The following is a 16,301-nucleotide window of genomic DNA, read 5'->3' on the forward strand; positions in this document are numbered from 1 at the left end:
TGCCGGCAGAGGAATACTGCGGGAGAACGCCAAATGGGAATGAACCTTTCACGCATCGCTTGGCTGGCTGCAACACTGGCCATGGGATTTTCCACGTCAGCAAGTGCTGATGACGACTATAATGTCTGGGACCATTTCGCGCCCGGCTATTATGTTGAGGCGGATGACGCAGGTGCCGCCGATTGCGGGCGCCCCGAAGGCACAAACTGGATATATCTGCATCCTGAGCGCCGCGAAGACGCAACCATTCCAGGTGTATTTTCAACCTTTGAAGGCTGGATGGCATTCAACCTCAATGGGAGAGAGGAAGATTATTTTCTCGAGAGCTTCGGTGGTTATGGCTTCGATCTTGATGAGCCGCAAATTGATATGATCCATAACTTCTTTGATAGCCTGAGCCATGCATCAGCGCGGGGCGTCGGTCTATCAGGCGGCGGTCTCGGCTATACGACAGGCGGCGTCGCCAGCCTTCAATTTGGATGGCATATCGAAACCGGCGACGTCCATGTTCTGTCGCTCGACTTTGAAGATTATGGCCGTACGCGCGACATTGTTCTGAGGGGCGAGGACAATATGAAAGCAGGCACAGACCTGGATGGCCGCCCGTTGCGACCATTCATCCATTGTGGAGCTGAGTAATCAGTCGATCTCTTCGCGGATGAGGCGTGTTGATAGCGGCCGGTCGGCCTCACCGCTGACCGCAAACACAGCCTCATATCCGGCGCTGCGAATGCTCTGATCGAGCGCAGAATTGACGCGCGCTTCATCGCTCAGAAAGTCTGTCAGCCCGATCAGCCCTGCATCACGGGTTCCTGCCATAATCCAGATCAGGTTACCGCCGTCTCCCGCCTGAACGGAGAAGAGCGCAAAATCACGATAGGCCAGATCTTCAGCAGCGTTCCGGAAGGCGTCACTGATAAAATCAGTCTCGTCTTCTGTATCGAGGATTTGGTCGAATGTCCGGCCAAGCTGGAAGCGCGAAGACTGCATGGCCGCCGCCTGCAGCGGGCCGAGGCCGCTGGTAAGACCTAGATAGACAATGTCTGCCTCGGCGATTTGCTCTTCCGTCAACTCCGACGCCATGACGATGCGCGGCGACCGACTGGCAAAGAGTGGAGACAACGCGTTCAGCGCCTGCGCGCTAGACGTAGGCAGATAGCCGAGCGAGACATCCACATAGGTCCCCATCAGCTCGGGCTCACTCAATAGAAGGTCTGTCAGGTCACGCGAGGAATTAATCTCGAAGTCCCGAATCAAGCGGTCGAGAAACAGGCCATCCTGATACTCGCCGAAAATATAATAGTCCCCGAGCGCGATCAGCAGTGGCCTTGAGCGATCAGCCAGCGGCGAGAAGACTGGAGAGGCTTCCAGCCGTGTCTCACCTCGATCGCCTCGCAGCAGGAACACACCCTGAACCAGAATCACGACAAGGCACGCAGCCAGCACGCCCCATAACCAACGAGAGGGAGCAGCTTGTGCGGGCATCGTGTCTGCCTCAGCAACCGGCACGGCCTGCTCTAATACAAAGGCATAATCGCCGCGAGGGAGAATCAGCTGACCATGACCAGCATTCCCCTCACGCAGATAAAACTCTTCCAGCTTTTTGCGCAGGCGGTGAATGTAGACGCGAATGCTGGCGTCTTCAGCATCAAGTTGAACACTACGCCCGAATACGTCGGCGGCAATTTCAGCTTCCTTGGGTGGCCTCGCTTCAAGTGTACGCTTTGCCAGATACTCGAACAGATCGACGAGACGGCCACGGCGTCCGATGACGCCGGACGCACGCACGCGATCAATTTCGGCTTCGAGCTCCGCTGACACTTTCACATCCTCCCGACGCGCTTTCCCTCAAGGGCTTCTTGTATAGCGCACTATCCTAATTCGAAAGATATGCACGCTCTGTCCAGCCTGTTTCTCGTCACTAGCGTATTCGGCTCTGTTCGGAACGCAGATTGCACGTGTCAGGGGAAAGAAGGACTTTTTCCGATGAATGCACGTCTCTCAGAGCTATTTGCGACCCGAATTGATACAGTTTCCGATCTGGAACAGCTGGAATTCCAGTCTGGACAGGTCTGGACGGTACAAGGTGGCCGATATGATGGCCTCCAGATTCTCGTTGTTAAGACAGAACGCCATCCGACCATGGGTGTCGCGGTTCACGTCTCCGTACGCGGCCCGCTGACGACGGAAGGCGGATCCGAGCTGGAAGGGATTCCCCACCTGCCATCCACGCCCGAAGCCATGCGCCATTCCGGTCTTCAGCTGACCGGCTTCATCTCCGAGCTGCCCGATGACTGGGAAGATATGTATGAAGACTGGCTGAGCGACGCAGAAATGGAAGAAGCCGGCCTGTTCAGCCTGCCGCTGCAAGAAATTCTGGACACGATCATGGCCAAGCTGTCCTGGATATAATCCACTAGCCTTCTGTTTTCTTTTATATATTCATCGCCAAAAGATCAGGGCAGGTATTGATTGCCTGCCCGCCCCAATGTGCTAAAATAGGGTGTGTGGCAAAAACACTCCGGACGCGCCGGGATTGACTTCAGGTCAACCCCTCCGTACACGGACGTAAAAATACTGCGCTAGCATCAATACGTAATTGACTCTTATGCCAGCATATGTCATCTGCCGCGCTTTCCGGCTGGCTAATTACCAGTGAAACCCAGTTTTTTGAGAGGATCTGCGCGATGTACGCAGTCATCAAGACTGGCGGCAAACAATACAAAGTGGCCGCCAATGACGAAATCACCGTCGAGAAAATCGACGCCAACGAAGGTGATGAGCACGCATTCAACGAAGTGCTGATGCTCGGCGAAGGCGACGACGTCACAGTTGGCGCGCCGGTTGTTGAAGGCGCTGCTGTTGTTGGTGAAGTCGTTTCTCAAGGCAAAGGTGACAAGGTCATCATCTTTAAGAAGCGTCAGCGCTCTACTTACAAACGTAAGAAGGGTCACCGCCAGAACCTGACAACGATCAAAATCAAAGAGATCGTTGCTGAAGGTTTCGACGGCAAAGTGAAAAAAGCCGCTGCTAAGCCTGCGAAAAAAGCTGAGCCTAAAGCTGAAGAAGCTCCAAAGGCTGAAGCTAAAGCTGAAGCGCCTAAGAAAGCTGCGCCTGCTAAAGCTGCTGCAGCTGGTAGCGATGACCTGACACAGCTCAAAGGTGTTGGCCCGGCATACGCGAAGAAACTGAACGAAGCAGGTATCACCTCTTTCGCTCAGATCGCTGCCCTGACACCAGAAGGCATCACTGAACTTGAAGAAAAACTGAACGCTTCAGGCCGCGTCGAGCGCGACGGCTGGATCGAACAGGCAAAAGAACTTGCGAAATAAGCCTTAAACCGGCATTTATCTCGCAGAATTGAAGGAGTGGCCTAATGGCTCACAAAAAATCAGGTGGTTCGTCCCGTAACGGTCGCGATTCAGAGTCCAAACGCCTTGGCGTGAAGAAATATGGCGGCGAGCACGTCATTCCTGGTAACATCCTCATCCGTCAGCGCGGTACTAAGTGGTATCCGGGCGACAACGTTGGTATGGGCAAAGACCACACGCTCTTCGCTAAAGTTGAAGGCCAGGTTCAGTTCCGCAAAAAGCGTGACAACCGTCAGTACGTCTCTGTGCTTCCAGTCGCGGACGCAGCCGAATAACGGCAGCCGCGCAGGGCTGCCAGAGTGGTGGCCCCTTAGCTCAGACAGAGCATGGTGATAAGACCAGGGAGGCCGCCGGCCTCCCTTGTTTCGTTTCTGGACCTCAGAAACGCTTCGACAGGTGAAACCACCATGCAGAAAATACTGAAGACCAAACGCCTCACACTCCGTCCTCTCGCCGCCGTTGATACGGCCTGGCTTCTGGGCTTCTGGAGCATTGCGGATGTAAGCCGCATGACCGCCAGCATTCCAGCCAGAGTGGATGAAGACTTTGTGCGCGGCCGAATTCAGGCTGCAGCCGAAGGCGATGAGGCACAGACCAGTATTGTTCGCATGATCGAGCTTGAAGACGGCACACGCACGGGCGTCGTCAGCCTCGACCGGACCACAACGCAGGAACCGTTCAACCTCGGCTATGCCATCCACCCGGATTTCTGGGGCCAAGGCATCGCAACGGAAGCCGGTCAGGCAATTCTTGATTGGGCAGACGGGTTCGTCACGCCGAAATATTATGTGTCGGGGCATTTCACCGACAACCCAGCCTCAGGCAACGTCTTAAAAAAGCTCGGCTTCATGCCGTGCTGGCGCGCGCCGGTCTATTCTACGGCACGTGACGAGAAGGCCGATCACCTGTATATGTCGCGTCTTATCTAGCAAGTCAGTCTCATGAAATTTCTCGATCAGTGTAAAATCTATATCCGCTCCGGCCATGGCGGCGACGGCTGCGTCTCTTTCAGACGCGAAGCCTATGTCGAATATGGCGGCCCTGATGGCGGCGATGGCGGTGATGGCGGCGACGTCTGGATTGAAGCTGTAGAAGGCCTCAATACGCTGATCGACTACCGTTACAAGCAGCATTTCCGGGCTGATCGCGGCGGCCACGGCATGGGTAAGAACCGTACTGGCGCACGCGCTGAAGACGCTGTTCTGAAAGTGCCGGTTGGCACTGAAATTCTCGAAGACGACAAAGAAACGGTCATTGCCGACCTTGATGAGGTTGGTAAGCGCGTTCTTCTCGCTTCTGGCGGCTCAGGCGGCTGGGGTAATGCCCGCTTCAAGACGGCAACCAATCAGGCACCACGCCGCTATAACCCGGGTCTTCCAGGTGAAGAGCGCTGGATCTGGCTGCGCCTGAAGCTAATTGCTGATGTCGGTCTGCTCGGCCTGCCGAACGCTGGTAAGTCTACCTTCCTCAGCGTCGTATCTGCTGCCAAGCCGAAGATCGCCGATTATCCGTTCACAACATTGGTGCCAAACCTTGGTGTGGTCGATCTTGGACCGTCTACACGGTTCGTGATCGCAGACATTCCGGGTCTGATTGAAGGCGCTTCGGAGGGCGCAGGCCTTGGTCACCGCTTCCTGGCCCATGTGGAGCGCTGCAAAGTCTTGCTTCACCTGATCGATGCGACGCAGGATAATCCGGAAGAAGCCTATCTGAAAATCCGCGGCGAACTGGAGGCGTATGCCGACCACCTTGCTGATAAGCCGGAAATCATCGCGCTCACCAAAGCCGATTCGCTTCTGCCGGAGCAGCTTGAAGAAGCCCGCCAGCAGCTTGCCCGGGTGACGGATAAGAAGGTTGAGATCATTTCCTCGGTCGCCAAGCAGAATATCACGCCAGTGCTGCGCCAGCTTGCGGCCTATGTGTATGAGGAAGACCTTTCCATGCTGGATGATGACATCAGCGAGGAAGGCTGGACGCCTTAACATATGAACACGTCGATCGACACGGCAGAACGTATTGTCATCAAGGTCGGCTCGGCGCTGATCGTTGATGCAAAAACACGTAAGCCAAACCAGTACTGGCTTGCGACGCTGGCAGCAGACATTGCTGAACTGCGCGCGGCAGGCAAACAGGTCGTTCTGGTGTCTTCAGGCGCAGCGGCACTCGGCCGCCCATTTCTGAGCGACGCTGAAAAATCCGGAAAGCAGGGCCAGCTTGAATTAAAGCAGGCCGCTGCTGCTATTGGCCAGCCTCGCCTGATGGCATCGCTTCAGGCGGCATTCGATCTTCAGAACATTCCGCTCGCACAAGCCCTTCTGACGCTGGACGACACCGAGATCCGTCGTCGCTGGCTGAACGCGCGCGCGACGCTCTTCACGCTTCTGGATAACGGCGCTGTTCCCGTCATCAACGAGAACGACACGGTCGCCACATCTGAAATCCGGTATGGTGACAATGACCGCCTCGCTGCGCGTGTGGCGCAAATGGTCGGCGCAGACGTTCTGGTGCTCCTGTCAGACATTGATGGTCTCTACACGGACGATCCGCGAAAGATCCCGGACGCCAAGCACATCCCGACAGCCAATGGCGTCACGCCAGAGCTGCGTTCTTATGCCGGTGACGCCAATGCGAGCGCGGGCGTTGGCACGGGCGGCATGGCAACCAAACTTGATGCCGCAGAGATTGCATGGTCCGCGGGCTGTTCTACAGTCATCACCATTGGCAAGCCAGAGCACCCGCTGCGCCGTCTGCGCGATGGCGGGCGTTCCACATGGATCGTATCAGACCTGACACCACAGGCAGCCCGTATGAGCTGGCTTGCTGGTCACTTAACGCCTGAAGGCGCGGTCACCGTAGATGCGGGCGCTGAGAAAGCTCTGACAAGTGGGGCAAGTCTTCTAGCTGTGGGCATAAAATCCGTGAACGGACAATTCCCGCGTGGCGCCGCCATTGCGATCAATAACGCCAAAGGCAAAACCATCGCCAAAGGTATCGCCTCCTATCAGGCCGCAGAGATCGAACAGATCAAAGGCTTACAGACAGCCGATGTCACGGCCCGTCTTGGCTACCCGGCCCGCTCTGCCGTCATTCACAGGGACAATATGATCCTTGTCGAAGGGGAAGACTGACGCGTCATGACCCTTCGCTTGCCCGGACCCTATAAAGGCCTTCGCATTGGCCTATTCGGCGGAACCTTTAATCCGGCGCATTCAGGCCATCAGCATGTCGCCATGCAGGCGCTTAAAGCGCTCTCACTTGATTATGTCTGGTGGATACCGGCCGCAGGAAATCCGCTGAAACAGGAAGGCAGTTCGTTCAATGCGCGCTTTGCCAGCGCCAAAAGGATCGCCTCGCATCCTCGCATGAAGGTTACAGACCTCGAAGTCCAGCTTGGCACGCGATATAGCTTTGACACGATCAAGGCGCTGCTGCCGCGCGTCAAAGGCGGCGAATTTGTCTGGCTGATGGGCGCGGATAATCTGCGCTATTTCCATAAATGGGGACATTGGGACGAGATCGCCTCGCTCCTGCCGATTGCTGTGATCGCGCGGCCTGGTGATGCACGTCTGGCACGCCTTTCAAAATTCGCACGGCGTTTTGCTGAATGGCGGCTTCCAGCCGAACAGGCAGGGAGCTTTGACAAATATCACCCGCCGGTCTGGTCCTATCTGCCAACGCCCCTACATACAGCATCATCGACGAATATCCGGCGCGCAGCCCTTGCACGTAACCCGTTTGCAGCGCGCGCCTCCTCCTCTAATTCAGGCGAATAAGGGCCGGACACCTTATTTCACCTCAAGCTTTGTTCGGATGGACAAGTTGTGTTATTAAACAGCTTGTCTGAAACAGTTTTGAAAGGTCAGTTTTTTGGACGTGAGTACACAGCCCGCAGCCTCAGAGTCAGGCGCAGGGTCGCATGATGAATATCCGCCGCTTGAAACCCTCATCATTGAGGCGCTCGAAGACGACAAGGCAGAAGACATCACAGTGATTGATCTCGGTGGTAAATCTTCCATCGCAGACACAATGATCATCGCCTCCGGTCGTTCGGCACGGCATGTCAGCTCACTGGCTGACCACCTCATTCGCAAACTCAAAGCAGGCGGTTTTGGCCGCGCGCAGGTCGAAGGTCTCGCCAGCGCAGACTGGGTATTGATTGATGCCGGTGATGCGGTGGTGCATCTCTTCCGTCCGGAAGTGCGCGACTTTTATCAGCTCGAGCGTATCTGGGCTGGCGACAGCCGTCATACCGCTGAACAGCACTGATCCCTGATCCCGAATGAAAATCAGCCTCATCACGGTGGGCCGCATGAAACGCGGCCCCGAGCGCGAGCTTGTGGACGATTATATCGTCCGCGCTAAAAAGCTCGGCCCATCGCTCGGCGTTCGTGATGTCTCCGAAATTGAGGTCGAAGCCGGTCATACGCAGGACCAGGAATGCGAGAGACTTCTCGCAAAAATCCCTGCTGGCGCGGAAGTTTTCCTGTTTGACGAACGCGGCAAGGATTGGACCTCCACTGAATTTTCCGCACATCTGGAAAAGCTGAAAGACAATGGCTGTCCGGATTTGTGCTTTCTGATTGGCGGCGCTGACGGCTTCACCAAAGATGTGAAGCGCCAGTATCAGAACAAAATCCGTCTCGGCTCACTCACATGGCCGCATAAGCTGGTTCGTGTGCTGGCAGCCGAGCAGATCTACCGCGCACTCAGCCTGATGGCGGGAACGCCTTACCACCGCGAATAATGCGCGCTCATAAACGCCATCCCTGCCCGTGTTGCGGCTTTGATACGCTAAACGCGTCCGGCGCTTATGAACTATGCCCGATCTGTCTCTGGGAAGACGGAGAAGATGAAGGCGAGACGCTGGAACTGCGTCAGGCCCGCATCAATTTTCGTGATCATGGAAACATCTATCCGGCCGGCGCAGTGCCTGTAGACGCCCTCCATCCCTCACCCGAACGCGCCCAGCTTGTAACCTATGCGCTCAGCGTTCTGAACGGTGTTGAGCCGCGCGATCCGCTCTTGCTCGACGGGCTGCTGCTCGCCCATGAAGTTGCCAATGAGTTCGATTAAAAAAGGCGCGCCGTACGTGCCAGCGCGCCTCTTAAAATTTGCGATGGACAGCGCTTAGCTGACCGCTTCGCCTTCTGGTTCAGCTGGAGCTTCGACAGGAGCAGGAGGCGTTGTGCCGTCCAGCGGCTGCAGCGTTACGACCAGCGGGTTTGGAACCAGCTCTTGTGTTGCACCGCTGTTTGCGTCAATCGCTGCGCCGATAACGCCGCCTACGAGTACGTTGCCCGCCATACCCATCGCGCCATCACGTGCAGTTTCGTGCGTGATGTTGAACGTAGCCGTTTCATAACCTTCACGCTCGATTGTAACGGTGAAGTCAGCTTCGCGGCTGACATTCGGAATTACGCATGGTGTTGGCTCGCACATTGTGCCAAGGCTTGTCCGTGCAGTCGCGCCGCCCGGCGTTGTTTCGATGACGAACGCCTCAGTTGAACCGCGTGTGATAGTTGCACAACCAGCAACACTCAGGCTTGCCGCCGCGAGTACAAGTGCTATCTTTTTCAAAATTCTACCCCCCAAGGTAAGGAAACATGGCCCATATGGCCACTCTAGGTTTTTATTGACAAATTTCTCCACGTCCAGAGCACATTGTTGTTTTATACAAATTTTCTTTGGAAACATTGTTCTGAGGCCTCAGGCAAAGCCCCGGCTGACAATTCCTATTCATGACTCATTTGCGAAGCATGGTTAAACTGGGCCGATGATTCTACGTCGCGTTTCTCCCTTACTTCTGGCCTGCCTGATTGCCGCCCCTTTACCGGTTGCGACAGGGCAGGAAGACATGACGCAGGAAGAGCTTCAGGCTTATGAAGAACGCCTTGAGGCCGACCGTATCGCGCTGGAAGCCATCGAAGCCGCACAGGAAGCGGCCCGAACAGATCTTGCCGTCGTGAACCGCCAGCTTCTTGCCGCAGCGCAGGAAGGGGCACGCCGCGAAGAACAGGCCAGCCGCATTCAGCAGCGCCTGATCAGCCTTGAGATTGAAGAACGTCAGGCACGGGACGCCCTGATGGCGGACCGTGAAGGCCTTCGTGATCTTATCGCTGCGCTTATCGCGGCCTCACGTCGGCAGCCACCTGCGCTCGCGACACATCCAGATAGCGCGACAGACGCGATCCGCTCGGCCATCATCATGCGTGACCTCGCCGATGATCTGGAAGATCGCTCGGCGACGCTTGCCGCCTCTATTCGTGAATACGCCGATCTTCTGGATGCTGTGCGCCGCCAACAGGAACGCCTCGACGTAGAAGAAGAGGTGCTTGCAGAGAACCAGCGCGAGATCGAACAGCTCGTCGCGCTTAAACGCGCCGCCTTCGAAGATCTGACAGGTGAAGCAGATGCCCTGCGCGAGCGGGTCGCGGCACTCGCCACACGCGCAGAGAATATTCGAAGCTTTCTTGATGACCTCGCCGCGAATGCGCCACCAACGCCGGGGCGCAAACCACCAGAGCCAACACCAAGCCGTCCAACGACGCCAGCGCCGTCCACTGCCCCGCCTGCAAACGTCGCCGTGCTTGACGGCCTTGGCCTTCCTGCAACCGGCCAGCTCGTTCAGGCTTTTGGCGATTTACTGCCAACAGGACGCCGCGCAGAAGGCATCACACTGCGCACAAGATCAGCAGCACAGGTCGTCGCGCCATCAGATGCGACGATAGAATATGCTGGTCCTTTTCGCAGTTATGGACAAATGTTGATTTTACGAACGGGTGATGGCTACCATATAGTATTATACGGTCTGTCAGATGTTTATCCGACACTAGGCCAGTCGGTTCTCGCCGGAGAGCCAATTGGCAGGATGACAAACCGTTCCGATGTCGAGCCTGACCTGCATATGGAATTGCGACGCAACGGAACGCCTGAAGATCCGCAGAGATGGATGTCCCGCAGGTCCGGTTGATCTGGCGGGCAATTGAGGAGAGAGCCTATGCGCTCATGGTTGATGGGAACAGCTGTCGGTTTGACAGCCCTTGGTTTCACCACAGTTGGCGTTTCATCGCTGGCTTGGTCTGCCGGCAGTAACACCGGCAACCAGGAAGAGATCTATCAACAACTCGATCTGTTCGCGGAAATTCTCGCCCGTGTAGACAGCGAATATGTTGTGGATGTCGATGACTCCGACGCGATGAAGTCTGCCATTAACGGCATGCTCGCGTCGCTCGATCCGCACTCCAGCTATCTTGCGGCTGACGACTATGAAGACATGCAGGTCCAGACAAGCGGCGAATATGGCGGCCTCGGCATCGAGGTTCAGGCCAAAGACGGCTATGTCGAGATTGTAGCCCCTATCGATGACACACCAGCCAGCCGCGCAGACCTGCGCTCTGGCGACCTTGTCTCAGCGATTGATGGTGTTTCAATCGTTGGTCAGTCTCCAAATGACGCGATCACCAGTATGCGCGGCGAAGTGGGCACCGATATTACGCTAACAATCATTCGCGCCGGTGAGGACGACACATTCGACGTCACGCTGACGCGGGAAATCATCCGCCCAAAATCTGTGGTTCACCGTATTGAAGACGAAGACATTGGCTATGTCCGTATTTCTTCCTTCAACGAACGCACGACAGAGCTTCTGGACGAATCCCTTACAGCTATCCGTGAAGAGCTGGGCCCTAACCCTGCCGGTCTGATCATCGATCTGCGTAACAATCCTGGCGGTCTACTCGATCAGGCAATCTCCGTTTCCAGCATGTTCATGAGCTCTGGCGAAGTCGTCTCCACACGTGGCCGCGACCCGCGTGACATCCAGCGCTATAACGCTGCGCCGGGCGAACGCTTCCCGGACACGCCGATCATGGTGCTTATCAATGGCGGCTCTGCATCAGCGGCAGAAATCGTTGCTGGCGCGCTTCAGGATATGGAACGTGCGCAGGTGCTCGGCATGACATCCTTCGGCAAAGGGTCTGTTCAGACGGTTATTCCGCTCAGCGCACAACGCGGCGCTCTGCGCCTGACGACTGCGCGTTATTACACGCCGTCTGGCCGCTCCATTCAGGGCACAGGCATCGAGCCGGACTTTGAAGTTGCAAGCCGTTTCATCACCGAAGACGAGCTCGAAGCGATGCGTCGCTTCTCCGAAGCTGATCTGCCAAACGCGCTCGACAATGACTCAGGCGCTGAACGCCGTGAAATCCACCTGCCGGATGACATGCCGTCAGAAGATTATGAAGGCGATGACTACCAGCTCGAGCGCGCGATTGAACAGCTTCGCACGATCACGCTGTCCAGCCTTGATGCAGCGCGCGCAGGCTAGGCCGCAAGCGGCATAAACTATTGAATTCGCCGGACTGTGAAAGCACCCGGCAGATTCTGCCCCCCTTTGCGAAGCATTAACGGTTTTGCCCCAGAACTCTTAGAGATTCGAATTTCTCTTTAAGAGTTAACCATGGCGTCCACCCGCAAGCCTCCTCCCTCCCCGGTCAAAACGGGGATCATGCATACTGCCATGGCAGTTATGACGTTCGCGGCTATCTCCGCGGCAGGGATTCTGGCTATCCGGTTTACGGGTGATCCGAGTACAGGCGCGCCGCGTCAGGTGGTTGGCCTGTTCGATGCGCAGCCTACTCAACCGGTTGGCCTCAATCATCGTCTGCCAGACGACGAGGCCGGTATTCACCATGCCAGCGCGGAAACCGGCCATGACACGCCCGCACCGAATCTTGGTGTAGCGGACCCGTCCGACCATAGCGAACAGAGCGAAGTGCAGACCGCCAGCCTCGAAACACAGGCACCAGCCGAAGAACCGACGCCGGCGCCAAGCACAGCCCAATCTCACGCATCTCTCCCAACTGCACCTCTGCCGGGCATGTCCCAGTGGAGCGAGCATGGCGGGCGCCTGCCGGTTATCGCCGATGATGGCCGCCGCAGCTTTGATGTTTACCGCCGCCCGTTTTCAAACCCTGCGGGCCGCCCGACGATTTCCATCATCATTGGTGGTCTCGGCCTGAACTCACGCGTCACGCAGGCTGCTATTGATGAGCTTCCGCCAGAGGTCACTCTGTCCTTTGTGCCTTACTCGCGCGGGCTACAAACATGGGTCGACCGAGCACGCGCTGCCGGCCATGAAGTCATGATCGAGCTTCCAATGGAGCCATATGACTATCCGAACAATGACACAGGACCGTACACGCTTCTCACGACCGCAAACGCGACTGAGAACCGTCGTCGTACAGAATGGCTCCTCAGCCGCGCGACTGGCTATTTCGGCGTGACCAACTATCAGGGCGCAAAATTTGCGACCGATAACCGCTCCATCTCGCCTGTCTTCCAGATGCTGTCTGAACGCGGCCTTGCCTTCATTCACGATGGCGCTGCACCTCGATCTGTCTTCCAGACTGTGGCCGACGCGAACCATCTGCCATTCACAGAAGCGGCACGTGTTGTTGATGCGGACCCGACAGGCTCTGCGATTGACGAGCAACTTCTGCACCTTGAAGCCATCTCGCTTCAGCGCGGGTCTGCGCTGGGCACAGGCTTTGCCTTCCCGATCACGATCGACCAGATCCGTGACTGGGCGGAAACCCTGCCGAGCAAGGGATATCTTCTCGCTCCTGCCTCTTCCCTTCCACGGGCTGCGCCTGCTTATATAGCCGAAACAGAAACCGGGGCGGAAGCTAACCATGACGATACGCAGGCACACCACTAATGCATGAAGGCCCGTTGCAGGGACGCCGCGACCCGTCCCTTTACCGACCAAATGTCGGCATTGCGTTATTCTCCAAGCGTGGACACGTCTTTCTTGGCCGCCGCATCAACGCACACGGCCCGTTTCAATGGCAGATGCCGCAAGGCGGCATGGATAAAGGCGAAACGCCTGAGACCGCCGCTATGCGCGAAATGGAAGAAGAGATTGGCGTCTCGCCGAAGCTGGTCGAAGTGCTCGAAGAGTCCGAAGACTGGCTCTATTACGACTTCCCGTCCGATCTGAAATCACGTCTGCCGGGCCCTTATATTGGCCAGCGCCAGAAATGGTTCGCCTTGCGCTTTACGGGGTCTGATTCTGATGTGCGCCTTGATCTTCATACGCCGGAATTCGATGCGTGGCGCTGGGCGGAGCTATCCGAAGTACCAGAGCTTATCATCCACTTCAAACGCCCTGTGTATGAGGCTGTGGTGAAGGCCTTCGATCAGTGGACTGATCCAGTCTGATCGGCAGTTTCAATCGAACAACAAAAAACCGCGCCCTGATGCAGAGCGCGGTTTTTTTAAATCTGATGTAGATCAGCGCTTAGTGGTGCGCGTCTTCCAGTGCATCGAGCTGAGCTTTCAGGCGCTGTACGTCGCCTTCAGCTTTGAAGCGGATCGCCTGATCGCTTGCGCCGTCACGGACACGCTCGGCTTCAGCAATCGCGTCCAGAATGCCGTCATGGTCGAGGTCTTCCAGACGGATAGCTTCTTCAGCGAGAATTGTGAGGCCTTCCGGCGTTACGTCAGCAAAACCGCCATGCACGAAGTAACGGTGCACTTCGTCGCCGTCGATGATACGAACCCGGCCAGAGCGCAGCGTAGACATGAATGGTGCGTGGTTCGGCAGAACACCGAATTCACCTTCAGAGCCCGGCGCGATGACGTGGTCGACTTCTCCGGAGAAAAGTTCACGTGCAGGGGATACCAGGGAAAAGTTCAGCTTTTCAGACATAGTTTCTCTCACGAAATTTCAGTGTGGGTTTAACGTAGAATCTCACGAAGTCCAGCCTTGTGACGCTGCGAAAGCAGGATTTAACGCCGCACCCGTTGAATCGCACATTTCCGCCAGGGCTCCCATTCTCTCCATCTTATCCCACCCACCCTCATATTGGTAGAAACTGCGGCTTCTGTTAACCTTAAGTCTATCGAAATCATGCATCCGGGGGGACGCAGACATGCCAGACAATTTCTTTGACGTCGTAGACATCTCAACGATCAACATGGATCTGATCGTGACCCAGCTGCCGGGCGCGCCCACGTGGAGCAGCATTGAGAGTACCACCCAGGGCAAATACATCTCCGCCTTTCTGGCGTCTGAGGACATTCTGAAAGCCGAAGGCATCAACACAGCTATTCGGCTCGCCCATTTTCTGGGTCAGGGCCTGATTGAATCCAATTTCTTCCGCGCAACAGAAGAAAACCTGAACTACTCAGCCGTCGCCTTGCGCGCGACCTGGCCGGGCCGGTTCCCGACGGACGAACTCGCAGAAGAGTATGCCCGCCAGCCAGAAAAGATCGCCAACTTTGTCTACGCAAACCGTATGGAGAACGGAGATGAAGCCTCTGGCGATGGTTGGCGGTATAGGGGGCGCGGCATTATCCAGCTCACCGGACGGCAGAACTATCGAATCTTTGGCGACTTGCTCGGTCTGCCACTTGAAGATGATCCGGATATTCTCACCCGCGATTTTCGCGCAGCGCTGCACGTCGCGGCAAAGTTCTTCTCCGAGAATAATCTACTAGCTCTGGCCGATGCAGACGACGCAACGAAAGTCTCCCGCGCCATTAATCGCGGAAACGCAAACTCATCATCGCCAGCCCATGGCGAAGATGACCGCATCTGGTGGACAGCCAAAGCGCTCGATCTGTTCCGCAAAGAAGAAGACGAACTGCTAAACCCACGCGAAGGCGGCAAACTGACCATTGGACATAAGGGCGCGCGCGTTGAAGAATTCCAGCGCATGCTCGCCGGGCTGGGGTTCGCTGTCGGTGGCTTTGATGGTGATTTCGGCCCGGCCACCCAGCGTGCGGTGATCGCCTTTCAACAGCAGGCAGACCTGCCCGTGACGGGCATTATCGACAAAGCAACGGCCCTTGCCATGGATGAAGCCCTCACAGGCCAGCCAACACCGAATAACCGTGTGAATGCAGACGAAAACACTGTGCGCGAAACCGGCAGCGAAACACCAGACGATACCAATCAGATCGCTGCTGCAGGCGTCGCAGCAGGTGTCGCTGCCGCAGCCGCTGCGGCATCTGAACTTCTTGATGGTGAAGAGGAATCCGCCCCTACGACCAATACGGAAACCCAGACGCCGCAAACACCTCAAACGACAAGCAGCGGCGTAAACTGGATATTGATCGGATGCCTTCTGGTTGTTGTTGTTGCCGTCACCGTCATTTTCTTGCGAGCACGTAAGATCAAGAAGGATCAGGTGAAGGACTATCAGGAAGGCAAAATTGTCTGATCAGCGATCCGGGTAAAACGACAGGATGGCAACGAGGTCGCCCTCTTCGCCGCCCGTCTCAGTGCCCGCCAGGGCAATGAAGAAGACGATATCATTCACCACACGCTCAAACCGGCGGAAGGTCACACCGTTCACGGCCTGAGCGCGCACTGGTACTTCCTCAAAGCCTTTCTCGCTGGTGACATAGTCTGCGATTGCGTCGAACACCGGCGCGATCGTCATGCCGTCAGCAAACACCTCACAGCGGCCGACTGCGATGTTCTCATGCACATAGACCTCGCCGTCCTGCGTGGTGAAAACCGGCATGGATGTTACGGCGCCGCCCGGCCCCGGAAAGGCTGCGCCAACCGGCAGCTGGGTAAACTCCAGCCCAGTGCCCTCGGCAGCCGCTTCAAGGCTCCAGCTTTCAAAGAAATAGTCCGTGCAGGCTTCGCTCGTTGCAAACACGAAGTTTGTTTCGGCGTCGCTCAGATCCTGCGCGCTCGCCGGGCCGCACATGGCAACCGCCAGAACACCGCTCGCAATGGCAGCGTTGAGTGAAAAAGTCATGGAACGGCCTCCCTACCGCATATTTGCTGTTAGCCAGCTATCATTTCCTTATGAATTCCAGCCCGTAGAGAGAAAGGCAAGAGCTTTAGAAAAATCGCCAAAGAAAAAGGCCGCTCCCATCGGGAACGGCCTCTTCCTGAAACTGAACTGACAG

At 56.4% G+C, this 16,301-nt stretch carries 20 protein-coding genes; 16 read left to right on the forward strand and 4 right to left on the reverse strand.

The window, feature by feature from the left end; genetic code table 11:
* Positions 1-33 precede the first annotated feature (33 nt).
* On the forward strand, positions 34-639 hold the full coding sequence (locus P1U45_RS02410; RefSeq protein WP_301057331.1) for a hypothetical protein: 606 nt from the start codon (positions 34-36) through the stop codon (positions 637-639).
* On the opposite strand, the gene P1U45_RS02415 is transcribed toward P1U45_RS02410, so the two are convergent.
* Positions 640-1,821: a helix-turn-helix domain-containing protein gene (locus tag P1U45_RS02415; protein WP_301057332.1), complete on the reverse strand. Its 1,182-nt coding sequence runs from the start codon at positions 1,819-1,821 to the stop codon at positions 640-642.
* Between the two features lie 165 nt (positions 1,822-1,986).
* Here P1U45_RS02415 and P1U45_RS02420 point away from each other — a divergent pair, with 165 nt between their 5' ends.
* The 10 genes from P1U45_RS02420 to P1U45_RS02465 all read left to right on the forward strand — a co-directional run bounded on the left by P1U45_RS02420 (position 1,987) and on the right by P1U45_RS02465 (position 8,444).
* On the forward strand, positions 1,987-2,412 hold the full coding sequence (locus P1U45_RS02420; RefSeq protein WP_301057333.1) for a hypothetical protein: 426 nt from the start codon (positions 1,987-1,989) through the stop codon (positions 2,410-2,412).
* Between the two features lie 275 nt (positions 2,413-2,687).
* Positions 2,688-3,332, forward strand: coding sequence for a 50S ribosomal protein L21 (locus P1U45_RS02425; RefSeq protein WP_301057334.1), 645 nt, complete (start codon positions 2,688-2,690; stop codon positions 3,330-3,332).
* A 44-nt stretch (positions 3,333-3,376) separates the two neighbouring features.
* Positions 3,377-3,646, forward strand: coding sequence for a 50S ribosomal protein L27 (rpmA, locus tag P1U45_RS02430; RefSeq protein WP_022693348.1), 270 nt, complete (start codon positions 3,377-3,379; stop codon positions 3,644-3,646).
* A 132-nt stretch (positions 3,647-3,778) separates the two neighbouring features.
* Positions 3,779-4,300, forward strand: a complete 522-nt coding sequence (locus P1U45_RS02435; RefSeq protein ID WP_301057335.1) for a GNAT family N-acetyltransferase — start codon at positions 3,779-3,781, stop codon at positions 4,298-4,300.
* 12 nt (positions 4,301-4,312) lie between these two features.
* Positions 4,313-5,353, forward strand: a complete 1,041-nt coding sequence (gene obgE / locus P1U45_RS02440; protein WP_293607729.1) for a GTPase ObgE — start codon at positions 4,313-4,315, stop codon at positions 5,351-5,353.
* Between the two features lie 3 nt (positions 5,354-5,356).
* Positions 5,357-6,499, forward strand: coding sequence for a glutamate 5-kinase (gene proB / locus P1U45_RS02445; RefSeq protein ID WP_301057336.1), 1,143 nt, complete (start codon positions 5,357-5,359; stop codon positions 6,497-6,499).
* 6 nt (positions 6,500-6,505) lie between these two features.
* Positions 6,506-7,144: a nicotinate (nicotinamide) nucleotide adenylyltransferase gene (gene nadD, locus P1U45_RS02450; RefSeq protein WP_301057337.1), complete on the forward strand. Its 639-nt coding sequence runs from the start codon at positions 6,506-6,508 to the stop codon at positions 7,142-7,144.
* 100 nt (positions 7,145-7,244) lie between these two features.
* Positions 7,245-7,637: a ribosome silencing factor gene (rsfS, locus tag P1U45_RS02455; RefSeq protein WP_027441371.1), complete on the forward strand. Its 393-nt coding sequence runs from the start codon at positions 7,245-7,247 to the stop codon at positions 7,635-7,637.
* Between the two features lie 13 nt (positions 7,638-7,650).
* Positions 7,651-8,115 carry a 23S rRNA (pseudouridine(1915)-N(3))-methyltransferase RlmH gene (locus P1U45_RS02460; protein WP_301057338.1) on the forward strand — a complete coding sequence of 155 codons (465 nt, stop codon included), beginning with the start codon at positions 7,651-7,653 and terminating at the stop codon, positions 8,113-8,115.
* Entirely contained in the window at positions 8,115-8,444 is a 330-nt protein-coding gene (locus P1U45_RS02465) for a CPCC family cysteine-rich protein (RefSeq protein ID WP_301057339.1), read from the forward strand. Before P1U45_RS02460 ends, P1U45_RS02465 begins: the two co-directional genes overlap by 1 nt.
* A gap of 54 nt (positions 8,445-8,498) precedes the next feature.
* Here P1U45_RS02465 and P1U45_RS02470 read toward each other — a convergent pair whose 3' ends face one another.
* Positions 8,499-8,948 (reverse strand): translation initiation factor 2, encoded by a 450-nt coding sequence (locus tag P1U45_RS02470; RefSeq protein WP_293607723.1) that lies wholly within the window; start codon positions 8,946-8,948, stop codon positions 8,499-8,501.
* 196 nt (positions 8,949-9,144) lie between these two features.
* On the opposite strand from P1U45_RS02470, the gene P1U45_RS02475 reads away from it, so the two are divergent.
* From P1U45_RS02475 to P1U45_RS02490, 4 genes are all read left to right on the forward strand, one after another.
* Positions 9,145-10,341 carry a peptidoglycan DD-metalloendopeptidase family protein gene (locus tag P1U45_RS02475; protein WP_301057340.1) on the forward strand — a complete coding sequence of 399 codons (1,197 nt, stop codon included), beginning with the start codon at positions 9,145-9,147 and terminating at the stop codon, positions 10,339-10,341.
* A 27-nt stretch (positions 10,342-10,368) separates the two neighbouring features.
* The gene (locus P1U45_RS02480) at positions 10,369-11,697 is read left to right on the forward strand and encodes a S41 family peptidase (protein ID WP_301057341.1); all 1,329 of its coding nucleotides are present in this window, start codon (positions 10,369-10,371) and stop codon (positions 11,695-11,697) included.
* A gap of 192 nt (positions 11,698-11,889) precedes the next feature.
* Entirely contained in the window at positions 11,890-13,089 is a 1,200-nt protein-coding gene (locus P1U45_RS02485; RefSeq protein ID WP_301057342.1) for a divergent polysaccharide deacetylase family protein, read from the forward strand.
* On the forward strand, positions 13,089-13,592 hold the full coding sequence (locus tag P1U45_RS02490) for an RNA pyrophosphohydrolase (protein WP_301057343.1): 504 nt from the start codon (positions 13,089-13,091) through the stop codon (positions 13,590-13,592). The genes P1U45_RS02485 and P1U45_RS02490 overlap by 1 nt, the downstream gene beginning before the upstream one ends.
* A gap of 79 nt (positions 13,593-13,671) precedes the next feature.
* Here the strand turns inward: P1U45_RS02490 and P1U45_RS02495 are convergent, their stop codons facing one another.
* Positions 13,672-14,082, reverse strand: coding sequence for a F0F1 ATP synthase subunit epsilon (locus P1U45_RS02495; RefSeq protein ID WP_022693360.1), 411 nt, complete (start codon positions 14,080-14,082; stop codon positions 13,672-13,674).
* Positions 14,083-14,305: 223 nt separating this feature from the next.
* Here P1U45_RS02495 and P1U45_RS02500 point away from each other — a divergent pair, with 223 nt between their 5' ends.
* Positions 14,306-15,598 carry a peptidoglycan-binding protein gene (locus tag P1U45_RS02500; RefSeq protein WP_301057344.1) on the forward strand — a complete coding sequence of 431 codons (1,293 nt, stop codon included), beginning with the start codon at positions 14,306-14,308 and terminating at the stop codon, positions 15,596-15,598.
* Here P1U45_RS02500 and P1U45_RS02505 read toward each other — a convergent pair whose 3' ends face one another.
* The gene (locus tag P1U45_RS02505; protein ID WP_301057345.1) at positions 15,599-16,147 is read right to left on the reverse strand and encodes a hypothetical protein; all 549 of its coding nucleotides are present in this window, start codon (positions 16,145-16,147) and stop codon (positions 15,599-15,601) included.
* Positions 16,148-16,301 lie beyond the last annotated feature (154 nt).

The sequence above is a fragment of the Ponticaulis sp. genome (assembly GCF_029210165.1).
Taxonomy (GTDB): Bacteria; Pseudomonadota; Alphaproteobacteria; order Caulobacterales; family Hyphomonadaceae; genus Ponticaulis.